This window comes from Sphingobacterium thalpophilum, assembly GCF_901482695.1.
GTDB classification, from domain to species: domain Bacteria; phylum Bacteroidota; class Bacteroidia; order Sphingobacteriales; family Sphingobacteriaceae; genus Sphingobacterium; species Sphingobacterium thalpophilum.
This window is the reverse complement of sequence record NZ_LR590484.1, coordinates 2,031,591-2,043,746: the sequence shown is the minus strand read 5'-3', so window position 1 is coordinate 2,043,746 and position 12,156 is coordinate 2,031,591. Positions and strand designations below refer to the sequence as shown.

At 42.8% G+C, this 12,156-nt stretch carries 12 protein-coding genes; 11 read left to right on the top strand and 1 reads right to left on the bottom strand.

Going from position 1 to position 12,156, the window contains the following annotated elements; genetic code table 11:
• Positions 1–66: 66 nt before the first annotated feature.
• The gene (locus FGL37_RS08790) at positions 67–1,056 is read right to left on the bottom strand and encodes an aspartate-semialdehyde dehydrogenase (protein WP_028071729.1); all 990 of its coding nucleotides are present in this window, start codon (positions 1,054–1,056) and stop codon (positions 67–69) included.
• A 406-nt stretch (positions 1,057–1,462) separates the two neighbouring features.
• Here FGL37_RS08790 and FGL37_RS08785 point away from each other — a divergent pair, with 406 nt between their 5' ends.
• The 11 genes from FGL37_RS08785 to FGL37_RS08735 all read left to right on the top strand — a co-directional run bounded on the left by FGL37_RS08785 (position 1,463) and on the right by FGL37_RS08735 (position 12,061).
• Positions 1,463–2,410, top strand: a complete 948-nt coding sequence (locus tag FGL37_RS08785) for an NAD-dependent epimerase/dehydratase family protein (RefSeq protein WP_028071728.1) — start codon at positions 1,463–1,465, stop codon at positions 2,408–2,410.
• A 2-nt stretch (positions 2,411–2,412) separates the two neighbouring features.
• Complete coding sequence (locus FGL37_RS08780) at positions 2,413–3,138, top strand: YebC/PmpR family DNA-binding transcriptional regulator (RefSeq protein WP_028071727.1); 726 nt, start codon at positions 2,413–2,415, stop codon at positions 3,136–3,138.
• Positions 3,139–3,256: 118 nt separating this feature from the next.
• A complete protein-coding gene (locus FGL37_RS08775; protein ID WP_138096755.1) occupies positions 3,257–5,032 on the top strand; it encodes a hypothetical protein in 1,776 nt (591 codons plus the stop codon).
• A gap of 63 nt (positions 5,033–5,095) precedes the next feature.
• Positions 5,096–5,839: a DeoR/GlpR family DNA-binding transcription regulator gene (locus FGL37_RS08770; RefSeq protein WP_028071725.1), complete on the top strand. Its 744-nt coding sequence runs from the start codon at positions 5,096–5,098 to the stop codon at positions 5,837–5,839.
• 13 nt (positions 5,840–5,852) lie between these two features.
• Positions 5,853–7,292 (top strand): lipopolysaccharide biosynthesis protein, encoded by a 1,440-nt coding sequence (locus FGL37_RS08765; RefSeq protein ID WP_028071724.1) that lies wholly within the window; start codon positions 5,853–5,855, stop codon positions 7,290–7,292.
• Positions 7,289–8,380: a DegT/DnrJ/EryC1/StrS family aminotransferase gene (locus FGL37_RS08760; RefSeq protein ID WP_028071723.1), complete on the top strand. Its 1,092-nt coding sequence runs from the start codon at positions 7,289–7,291 to the stop codon at positions 8,378–8,380. The genes FGL37_RS08765 and FGL37_RS08760 overlap by 4 nt, the downstream gene beginning before the upstream one ends.
• Positions 8,374–9,006 (top strand): acetyltransferase, encoded by a 633-nt coding sequence (locus FGL37_RS08755; RefSeq protein WP_028071722.1) that lies wholly within the window; start codon positions 8,374–8,376, stop codon positions 9,004–9,006. The genes FGL37_RS08760 and FGL37_RS08755 overlap by 7 nt, the downstream gene beginning before the upstream one ends.
• A gap of 13 nt (positions 9,007–9,019) precedes the next feature.
• Positions 9,020–10,168: a TDP-N-acetylfucosamine:lipid II N-acetylfucosaminyltransferase gene (locus FGL37_RS08750; protein ID WP_028071721.1), complete on the top strand. Its 1,149-nt coding sequence runs from the start codon at positions 9,020–9,022 to the stop codon at positions 10,166–10,168.
• Positions 10,169–10,170: 2 nt separating this feature from the next.
• Positions 10,171–11,088, top strand: coding sequence for a glycosyltransferase family A protein (locus FGL37_RS08745; RefSeq protein ID WP_028071720.1), 918 nt, complete (start codon positions 10,171–10,173; stop codon positions 11,086–11,088).
• Positions 11,089–11,090: 2 nt separating this feature from the next.
• Entirely contained in the window at positions 11,091–11,846 is a 756-nt protein-coding gene (locus FGL37_RS08740) for a glycosyltransferase family 2 protein (protein WP_028071719.1), read from the top strand.
• Entirely contained in the window at positions 11,846–12,061 is a 216-nt protein-coding gene (locus FGL37_RS08735; RefSeq protein ID WP_028071718.1) for a DUF3820 family protein, read from the top strand. The genes FGL37_RS08740 and FGL37_RS08735 overlap by 1 nt, the downstream gene beginning before the upstream one ends.
• Positions 12,062–12,156: the final 95 nt, after the last annotated feature.

The window sequence follows — 12,156 nt, the reverse complement described above, 5'->3', positions numbered from 1 at the left end:
TGACAAAACAGAGAGCGCCCAGGGAAATTGAACCCTGGGCGCTCTCTGTTAGAATGATATCTAAGATTAGATCAATGCTTTTTCTGCCAATAGCTCCGCAATCTGAACTGCATTTGTTGCAGCACCTTTGCGTAAGTTGTCCGCTACTACCCACATGTTTAGCGTATTAGGCTGAGACTCGTCACGGCGAATACGTCCAACGAAAACCTCATCTCTTCCATGCGCATCTTTTGGCATAGGATATTGAAGGGAAGCAGGATCGTCAACAACGATACAGCCGCTCTGGGCTGCTAAGGCTGCACGAACCTCATTTAAGTCGAAATCATTTTCAAATTCAATATTTAATGATTCCGAGTGTCCCCCCATTACTGGAATACGCACAGTCGTTGCAGTAACCTTGATTGAATCATCCCGCATGATTTTGTTTGTTTCCAAAATCATTTTCATTTCCTCTTTGGTATAACCGTTTTCCTGAAATACATCAATATGTGGGATAACATTCAGATCAATCTGATAAGGATAAGCTTTTTCACCATCTTTGCCGGCACGCTCATCCATCAGCTGATTAACGGCCTTTACGCCAGTACCTGTAACGGATTGATAGGTCGAAACGACCACTCGTTTGATTTTATATTTATCATGCAATGGCTTTAAAGCCACGACCATCTGAATGGTTGAACAATTTGGATTTGCAATGATTTTATCTTCAGCAGCCAATACATCGCCATTAACCTCAGGGACAACCAGCTTTTTACTTGGATCCATACGCCAGGCTGAAGAATTATCGATTACCGTAATTCCAGCTTCAGCAAATTTTGGTGCAAACTCTTTAGAAGTATCGCCTCCAGCAGAAAATAAGGCCACATCAGGTTTCAAAGCAATAGCCTCAGATGGTGTAACCACCTTGTACTTCTTTCCCTTGAATTCAATTTCCTTACCCTTACTGCGCTCTGAAGCTACCGGAATCAATTCTGTTACTGGGAAATTTCGCGCCGCCAACACGGTTAGCATTTCAGTGCCTACAAGGCCTGTTGCGCCGACTACTGCCACTTTCATTTTTTGTTTGTGTTTAAATTGTGTATATTAAAATTTGTTATTTGATTTGTTTTTAGTTGATTCTTGAAGATTTGATTCTTCAAATTTATAAAATATTCAGCAATTACACTATTAAAATAATAAAATATCGTTTGTTAGACTAGCAAAGTCACAATTTGCGGCCAATTTCAATCGATTTGTCACAATGGTATGATACGCGTAACCCAGCATTTTCCTAAAAATGGTAACGGATCCAATTCAAAAAAAATAAAAATAATTGGCCCTCGTTCAAAAAAAAAGAACAAACGATTGAATCGGTTTAAAATCTCATAAAAACGACCTCAAGATGCTATAAATTAAGATTTTTACTCTGCTGCCATGGGGCTCCTCAGGTTGTTTGATACCGAAAAGCCTTTATATTTGCATCATGAAAGAAAGCATTATTATCATTGGTGCAAACGGCCAAATCGGTACAGAATTGGCCATCGCTCTGCGTAAAAAATTTGGTGCAGACCACGTTGTCACCACAGACATCAGAGAACCTCAGACAAAAAGCCCCGACGAAAATTTTGAAATTGCGAATGTACTCGACAAAAGCGGTCTGGACCTCTTATTTCAAAAATATAAACCCACTCAGGTCTACCTATTGGCAGCTATGCTTTCGGCTACAGGAGAGAAATATCCTGAAAAGGCTTGGGAGCTTAACATGAATGGATTGCTCAATGTACTTGATCTCGCTGTCACGTACAACGTTTCAAAGATATTTTGGCCAAGCTCGATCGCTGTGTTCGGTCCGCATTCTCCAAAAGTGAATACCGAGCAATATTGCGTGATGGATCCCAACACGATTTATGGCATCAGCAAACTTGCCGGCGAGCGTTTAATCGAATGGTATCAGGAACATCGCGGCCTCGATATACGAAGCGTACGATATCCCGGGATTATCTCCTGGAAAACCGAACCCGGAGGTGGCACCACAGACTATGCTGTTGATATTTTCTATGAAGCGTTGAGAACAGGTACCTATACATGCTTTCTATCCGAAGATACTGCTTTACCGATGCTGTATATGGACGACGCCATTCGGGGCACGCTGGAACTGATGGACGCACCAAAAGCAGACCTGAGCATTCGCCACAGCTATAACCTTGGCGGCATTACCTTTACTCCGAAAGAACTCGCACAGGAAATTAAAAAAATTCTTCCTAATTTTGCAATCTCTTACGTAGAGAACGACCCAAGACAGCAGATTGCGGATTCATGGCCCGCAAGTCTGGACGACTCCTACGCAAGGAAAGACTGGAACTGGAAGCCAGAATTTGACATCCAGAAGATGACAGTCGATATGATTGAAAATCTTAAAAACAAAATATAACAATGGGAAGAGCTTTCGAATTCAGAAAAGAGCGGAAATTCAAACGCTGGGCTAAGATGGCCGTACAATTTACACGTTTAGGTAAAGAAATCGCTATGGCGGTTAAAGAAAGCGGCCCTCACCCTGAAACAAACTCGAGACTTCGTACGGCAATACATAACGCCAAAGCTGTAAACATGCCTAAAGATCGCATCGAAGCCGCCATAAAACGTGCTTCTGAAAAGGATTCAAAAGGCTATGAAGAATATGTATATGAGGGCTATGGCCCACATGGTGTCCCTGTTTTGATCGAAACTGCTACAGACAATACCAACCGTACGGTGGGCAATATCCGTAGCTATTTTACAAAAGCTGGCGGATCATTGGGAAAAACAGGTTCGTTAGACTTTATCTTCCAACGCAAATCTATTTTTCGGTTTGCCGCTACAGATGAGCTGGATATTGAAGAACTGGAACTGGAGTTGATCGATGGTGGTTTAGAAGAACTGTACGTGGAAGCTGATGAAGAAGGCAATGATGTTGTTGTTGTGCAGACCTCTTTCGAAGATTTCGGCAATATGCAGAAACTACTCGAAGAAAAGGGAATAGAGATCAAATCTGCTAAACTGGAACGTATTGCATTATCCCATTCCGAAATCACAGAGGAACAGGCGGCTGATGTATTAAAACTGATTGATAAAATTGAAGAGGACGATGATGTACAAGCTGTATATCACAATATGGCATAAGCCAACTTTTTCAGGAATAGATTAAAAGAGCGCTGGCCGCTCTTTTTTTATGCCTATATCCCATGCCCGTCAGAAAAATTACTACATTTGTAATAGACTATAACAAACTCATGACGAAATGACTTTTGAAGAATTTTTCGTAAAAAAGAAAATTGATTTAAAAGCCTTACAAGCGGCAGATGAACCTTTATATGAAGAGTTCAGAATGCATTATGCCGTTATGGGAGAAAAGAGTTTTGATCATAGCAAAAAGTTTTGGTTCAACAAGCTGCGCCTGCGCTTCCGTTTAGAAGAAGAAGCGGCTCCAGTCGGCCCTATCGCGAACAAAACGGACAAAGCCGTTCCTGCTCCGCAGACGGAAGCCCTCACAGCTAAGCCCAGTGGGTTTAAACCCAGGTTTAAGGCAATTGTCCCAGCTGACAAGCCATCGTCGGAAGTGGCAACAACAGCAGCTGTGCAATCCGATGAAACGACTACTACGGAGAACTCGAAGCCCACAGGATTTAAACCGCGATTTAAGGCTGGAGCAACCAAAAGCGAATCCGTTCCCAGCGAACCGGTCTCGCCAGCTACTGACGATAACACAGCAGAAACTTCCAAGCCCGCTGGTTTCAAGCCGCGATTTAAAGCCGGAGTAACCAAAAGCGAATCCGTTTCCAGCGAACCGGTCTCGCCAGCTGACCATACTACAGCAGAAACTTCCAAGCCTACGGGGTTTAAACCTCGCTTCAAGGCAGGTGTCACGAAGACCGAAAATACAGACACGGTGCTAGGTAATACTTCGACAACACAGGAGACTTCTGAAACACCTTCCGAAGCGACAAGTAAACCCGCTGGTTTCAAGCCGCGATTTAAAGCCGGAGTAACCAAAAGCGAATCAGTTCCCAGCGAACCGGTCTCGCCAGCTGACGATACTACAGCAGAAACTTCCAAGCCTACGGGGTTTAAACCTCGCTTCAAGGCAGGTGTCACGAAGACCGAAAATACAGACACGGTGCTAGGTAATACTTCGACAACACAGGAGACTTCTGAAACACCTTCCGAAGCGACAAGTAAACCCGCTGGTTTCAAGCCGCGATTTAAAGCCGGAGTAACCAAAAGCGAATCAGTTCCCGGCGAACCGGTCTCGCCAGCTGACGATAACACAGCAGAAACTTCCAAGCCTACGGGGTTTAAACCTCGCTTCAAGGCCGGTGTCACGAAGACCGAAAATACAGACACGGTGCTAGGTAATACTTCGACAACACAGGAGACTTCTGAAACACCTTCCAAAGCGACAAGTAAACCCGCTGGTTTCAAGCCGCGATTTAAAGCCGGAGTAACCAAAAGCGAATCAGTTCCCAGCGAACCGGTCTCGCCAGCTACTGACGATACTACAGCAGAAACTTCCAAGCCTACGGGATTTAAACCTCGCTTCAAGGCCGGTGTCACGAAGACCGAAAATGCAGACACGGTGCTAGGTAATACTTCGACAACACAGGAGACTTCTGAAACACCTTCCGAAGCGACAAGTAAACCCGCTGGTTTCAAGCCGCGATTTAAAGCCGGAGTAACCAAAAGCGAATCAGTTCCCAGCGAACCGGTCTCGCCAGCTGACGATAACACAGCAGAAACTTCCAAGCCTACGGGATTTAAACCTCGCTTCAAGGCCGGTGTCACGAAGACCGAAAATACAGTCCCACCACCGGATGCTCCGGCTCCCGACAGCAATATCATTGCCCCCACCTCGGTTGAAGAAAACGGAACAACTGACAAACAAAATCAAGATGTTGCCTCAGACAGTGAAAGACAGACGCTCTTCGATGGATCTGAAACCGCCACTCCGAACAGGCCTTCCGGTTTCAAACCTCGTTTTAAACCCGGTTTAACAAAAATTGATAAAAAGGAAGAATAATTTTCATTACATTTAGGCGGATTTTTTCAATTTATTTCTAATCTCGATTAAAACCCTATACCAATGTTAAAGGAAGAAAGACAAGCATTTATTATACATCAGATTAATCTACACAACAAAGTTTTATCATCGGATCTAAGTGTACAGCTGAATGTTTCCGAGGACACAATAAGACGGGATCTGAATGAGCTCGCTGAAAACGGAAAAGTGCTAAAAGTGTATGGCGGAGCCCTTTCCAAATCTTTCCAATTTCCGTTTCAGGATGGCAATGTTTATGCAAAAGAAGCAAAGAAAGAAATTGCAAAAAAAGCAAGCTCCCTATTGTCAAATGGCATGAATGTACTGGTCGGCGGAGGGACGACTTTAATCGAACTAGCACGGACAATCCCAGATCATCTTCAATGTACCTTTTTCACCATTAGCCCATTAGTTGCGCTTGAATTGGCAGAAAAGCCGAATCTCGAAGTGATATTAGTAGGAGGCAAATTATCCCGTAATACCAATATCGTTTCAGGTGCACAAGTTGCCAATGAGTTAGCTGATCTCAAGGTGGATCTTTGTTTGTTGGGAACAAACTCACTTTCCGTGGAAGACGGCGTGACAGATTCGGACTGGGAGGTTGTACAGATCAAACGGGCGATGATCAAATGTTCGAAGAATCTGGCTATATTAAGTATAGCAGAGAAACTAAATTCAAACCAGAAGATGCGCGTCGCTCCTTTAAAGGACGTCACCTACCTGATTACTGACCTAGACCCCAATGACCAGTCTTTAAAAGAATTTAAAAATGCTGTTCAGGTACTTTAAGGACTAAAGGTACATGTCTACACGGTCAAAAGCCATTTCGGGAATAATCTGGACTTTCGCGGACAGCCTATTGTTAAAAGGTCTATCCATTGTTGCTGTCTTTATCTTAGGACGCTTACTCAGCAAAGAAGATTTCGGTATCAACGGTATTATGGTGGTCTTTATCAACCTCGGGATCACCATTGTCGATAGCGGGCTTGGTAATTCCTTGATAAGAGCCAAAGATGCGGATGACCGTGACTTCTCCTCGGTTTTCTGGGCCAATATTATACTGGGATTTGGTTTTTACTTTCTGCTATTTTTCGCTTTCCCGTATATTGTCCGTTTTTTTGACCAACCGATTCCAGTAAGTGTACTTCGACTATCAAGTCTTGGGATAATTATCTCGAGTTTTTCAACTGTACAGCTGGCCATCCTTACCACAAGAATGGAGTTTAAAAAGATCATGTTCACCAACATGCCAGGCGCTGTTCTTAGCCCAATAGTAGGTATTTTGATGGCCTATTATGGTTATGGAGTCCTGTCTTTGGTGGCGATGACTTTGATTACTCCCTTTATGCAAACGGTATCCCTTTGGCTGGTGTCGTCCTGGAGACCTTTAATGATATTAGACTGGGAAAAAACAAAGAAACACTTTCATTTTGGCTACAAACTGCTTCTTTCTTCCTTGCTAGACACGGTGTTCAAAAACATCTATAATGTAATCATTGGAAAGAAATACTTATTATCAGAACTCGGGGTCTATGACAGGGCGCAAAAAATCAATGAGCTTCCAACCTCTGTCCTAACCACCATCGTCAGTAAAGTTACTTACCCTTTATTGGCTAACATACAAGACAATCGGGAAGAAATCTCCAATGCCTACAAACAGATACTACGGATGTCTTTGTACATATCGGCTCCGATAATGCTGGGGCTTTCCGCTCTAGCCCATCCCCTGATTTCTTTGTTATTGGGCGACAATTGGACCGAAGTCGTCCCCTATTTTCAGATTCTCTGCCTAGCAAGCATGCTTTATCCGATTCATTCCATTAATTTAAATGTACTGAAGGTCTATGGCAAAACTGATCTGTTTCTTCGCTTAGAAATCATTAAAAAAATATTGACTACAATCTGCATTGGAGTTTCCTGGCCTTTTGGCATCTTAGGTTTGATGTGGAGTGTCGTGGCAGCTTCGATCCTGTCATTGCTCGTCAATACATATTTCAGCAAGGAGCTTATCGGCTATTCTACAAAACAGCAATTGGTCGATATGATTCCCACATTGCTTACCGCGACCTCTATGGCATTTTTCATGTACCTGACCGCTCAATTTATGACTGGGCTCCCTTTGATATTACAGATTTTAGTTAACTTTACCATCGGAGTTGTCTTTTATTTCGGCATTAGTTACCTTTTTAAATTGGCTCCATTTCAATTTCTGATTAAAATTATCAAAAGCTATAGATCATGATTCAAGTGACTCGTCCCTTTCTACCTCCTGCAGATGAATATAAAAGCTATATCGACGAAATCTGGAAGAGACAGTGGCTCACCAACATGGGACCGCTTTCGAGTGAACTGGAAATGCAACTCAAAGACTTTCTAAGACTCGATCATCTTCTTTTTGTTACGAATGGAACGGTTGCTTTACAAATAGCGATCAAATGTCTGGAGCTAAAGGGCGAGATCATTACAACGCCTTTTTCATTTGTTGCGACAACAAGCAGTATAGTCTGGGAGGGATGTACACCGGTGTTTGTAGACATTGACAAGGACAGCTTAAATATCGACGCAGATAAAATAGAAGCGGCAATTACGCCGAGAACATCAGCGATACTCGCTACCCATGTCTACGGCAATCCCTGTGAAATCGATAAGATTGATAAAATTGCAAAAAAACACAACTTAAAAGTAATCTACGACGCTGCCCACGCATTTTCGGTAGAATATAAGGGTAAATCAGTCCTAACTTATGGAGATATCAGCATTTGCTCTCTCCATGCAACCAAGCTGTATCACTCCACAGAAGGCGGATTGATCATCACGAAAGATCCAGTACTTTTGAAAAAAGCATCCTTGATGCGAAACTTCGGAATATCGGGATTTAACCAATTTGGTGAGCTGGGTATCAATGGGAAGAATTCGGAGTTTCATGCGGCGATGGGCCTCGCTAATTTGAAGTACGTCCCGACGATCATTGCGAAACGAAAAGCACTAAGCGAAAAGTATATGGCCAATCTAAAGAATTTAAAAGGTTATTTTCCGCTTTGGCATACACACTCTTCTCCGAATTACGCTTACTTTCCTATTATCCTGGACAGTGAGGAACTACTGCTCCTTATCATGGCCGAACTGGAAAAGAATCAGGTCTTCACACGACGTTATTTTTATCCTTCGCTCGCCAATGCTTTGCCTTATTTGGAAGACAAACATCTGCCTTTTGCGGATGACATTTCAAAACGTGTACTGTGCTTGCCGCTCTACTATGACCTGAGCATGGAAGAGGTCAACCTCATTACGCGCATCATTTTACGGGTTCAAAACAATAGCAAATGGTAATCGTTGGAGCGGGAGGATTTGCAAAAGAGTTACTGGAGGTCGTCCTCCAGACTAACCCAACAAGAGAGATCGCCTTTTACGACGACGTTACCGCAGCTGGCCCAAAATTGGTCTTTGACCAATTTCCCATCCTGAAAACTCAGCACGAACTCCTTGCCTATTTTGCACAGCATGGCAATAATTTTGTCTTAGGCTTAGGAGGTGGGCAAAATCGGAAAAAACTATTCGACAAAATTAGCCAGTGGGGCGGAAACCTTGTTTCCGCTATCGATACCCGGGCCACGATCGGGACCTTCAGCCACATTGGACGGGGTAGCACTATTCTTAGTCAGGCATGCATCAGCAACAGCGCACAAATCGGAAACGCTGCTTTAATTTATTACCACAGCAAGATTACACATGACTGCGTCTTAGGTGATTTTGTAGAAATTTCTCCCGGTGCTACTCTGCTTGGCCATGTTCAGATTGGCGAACTAAGTCAGGTCGGCGCTAACGCGACCGTCTTAAGTCATATTAAGATCGGTTGCAACTGCCTCATAGGTGCTGGAGCGGTGGTCACTAAAGACATTCCTGACAACTCGATTGTTGCTGGTGTTCCCGGTAAAATCATTCGGTATAAATCCTGATACAATTTAATTGATGAATTTACATATCTTTCATGACGATAAGTTTACGAATGGAGCAATAGAACAGTTCGAGCGTGCCTACCCAGAACAAAACCGTTATATTATATTACTTTACGATCAAAAAGAATTAAAATATACGACTCTCAGCAGCCATACCGCTGTATTTCATATTCGTGATTTAGACCTTGTAAAGAATCTTAGAGCCATAATTGCTACCTTCAATATCAGCCGTTTATTTATCCATTTTATGGATGATTTTAAAGCGGCATTAAGCAATAGACTATTGGAGCGGTTTAGGGATATAAAACTCTACTGGATTTTCTATGGCGGCGATCTATATGATTATTTAAGTCGCTATAAGGGCTACCACATTCTCGATAATCCCGAGCTAGTTCCCAAACAGTCTTGGGTAGAGCGCTGGTCAAAGCTAGCCAAATACCTGATACTCTTTAGGATGAGTCAAAAGTCAGCAAAAGACAAGATATTTCGACGACTTGACTACTTTTGCTTCTGGAATGAATATGACTACGACCTTTTTAAGTCAAAAATTGAAACCTCTGCCCATTATAAAGATTTTATCTATTATAACGCTTTAGGAAACCCCGATCATATTCAGCAAAACAAGAAAGACATCATCATGGTTAACCATGCGGCATCGTTCACGGGCAACCACTTATATATCATTGACAAGTTAGCGAAATCCGCTATTCCATTACGGGATCATCAACTGTTATTACCGCTGAGCTATGGCAATAAACCCTATGCAAATCAGGTAATAGCGGCAGCAGAACGCGTCCTCAACATGGATATTAAGCCCTTGACAAACTTTCTCCCACTGGAGGAATACCAAGCGATACTTGCTGACGTCAAAATAGCGATATTTGGTATGCGTCGTCAGGAAGCAGCAGGCAATATTTTTCAGTTGCTCAATCTTGGTGCAAAGGTATTTCTCAGGAAGGATAACACATTGCTCAGCTGGTTGCGGAAGCGAAATTTTATAGTCTTTTGTCTAGAAGAAGATCGTGAGGACCTTGAAAATCTGCGACCATTGACTGTAGCGCAGATGTCACATAACAATGCGCAATACAAGAAGTATTTTAATGAAAGTGTGTATGATTATATGATGGACCGGTTAATTGTTGATGATCAAAATATGGCTTAGCTATGGAAAATTTATTAGCACCGGTTGTACTGTTTGTCTATAATAGAGCCGATCACACCGAACGCACACTAAAAGCACTGGAAGAGGCTCATCTGGCTTCGCTAACGGAACTGTTCATCATTTCCGATGGCGCAAAAATACCGCAGCATGCCGATGCTGTAAAACGAGTACGTTCACTGATCCGTAAGCCCTGGGGATTTAAAAAGGTATACCTTATTGAGCGTGCAACCAATATGGGTCTGGCAGCGAATATCATACAGGGAGTCTCGGATATTATACGACGATGTGGGAAAATCATCGTTCTGGAAGACGATATTGTGGTTTCCCCTTATGCTTTACAATATTTTAATGATGCCTTGCATTTCTATCAGGCTGAAGACCGCGTTATGCAGATTTCGGGTTACATGTATCCTGTAAAAAATCCGGAACAGCTTTCCGAGAGCTTTTTGTTCCGCGTGGCCAACAGCTGGGGCTGGGCGACATGGGAGCGTGCATGGCAACATTTCAATCCAGATATAAATAAACTCGTTGGGGATTTCTCTCAAGAACAGATCCATCAGTTCAGTATCGAAGGGAAAGAGAATTTTTGGCGGCAAGTGCAAGAGCTTCAGACTGGAAAGATCAACTCCTGGGCAATCCGCTGGTACGCTTCGGTATTCAAAAAAAATGGACTAGTTTTGTATCCAAGGAATTCGATGACTCAAAATATTGGTAACGATGGCACGGGCACGCATACAGCGTCAGAAACAACGTACCAAGTTAAGCTGGCGGATCATCCTATCCACTATTTTCCGACAAACATCGTGGAAGACGAGGAAGGATATAGGGCGATAAAATATTTCTATGCGCATCGTAAGGGATCTCTATTCAAGCGCAGTCTTCGGTTCCTCAGGAAGAAAATTAATGAATTCAAGAAATAATTATGTCTGCTCACCCCAAATTTTCGATTATTACCGTCGTTTACAATAATGTCCGGGATATTGAGTATACGATCAAGTCCGTTGTGAATCAAACCTATGACCATATTGAATATATTGTCATAGACGGTCAGTCCACAGACGGAACGCTCGAGAAGATTCACGGTTACAAGGATCAAATTGCAGTCCTGGTTTCGGAAAAGGACAGCGGTATTTATGATGCTATGAATAAAGGGCTGGCCTTAGCAACAGGGAATTATGTCCTCTTTTTGAATTCTGGCGATGAGCTCTATGACGTCAATAGCATTGAGAACCTGGCGAAACTCAGTGCAGATGCCGACATTCTTTATGGAGAGACTATTCTCGTTGATGACGAAAGAAATATTGTTGGGGAGCGTCGGCACAAAGCTCCTGCTCATTTTGACTGGCGGAGCTTCCGATACGGAATGAATATCTGCCATCAGGCCATTTATATCAAGCGGGATATCGCGGAACCTTACGATTTAAAATACAAACTGTGCGCTGATATCGACTGGGTGATACGCTGCGCCAAAAAAGCGAAAAAATCAGTCAATTCGCATCAATATGTGGCACGCTATCTTGTTGGAGGCATGTCCAAACAAAAACATAAGGAATCGCTAAAAGAACGCTTCGCCATATTCAAACATTATTATGGTACCATCCCGAATTTATTCAATCATGGAATCATTGCCCTAAAAGCAATCTGGTACCGGATTAACTATGGAAAACCCCAAGACTGATGCTAAATCCCGAAATCTTAACCGACCTTGTCACAGTTAAAATGCCTTTTGGCAAATATCAGGGCTATACACTCTGCAATCTACCCGAACCATACCTGGTCTGGTATCAGCAAAAGGGTTTCCCAAAAGGAAAACTTGGCCAGCAATTGGCAACGCTATACGAAATAAAACTCAATGGCCTCGAATATCTGTTGGAGCCATTGAAGAAAAGGTAACCAAGGTCATTTCCATGACCTCAATATTTTTTGTACCTTTGCAGTAAATTTATTTTTAGCATTAAACGCCGTTTGCAGCGGTATCAATGAATATC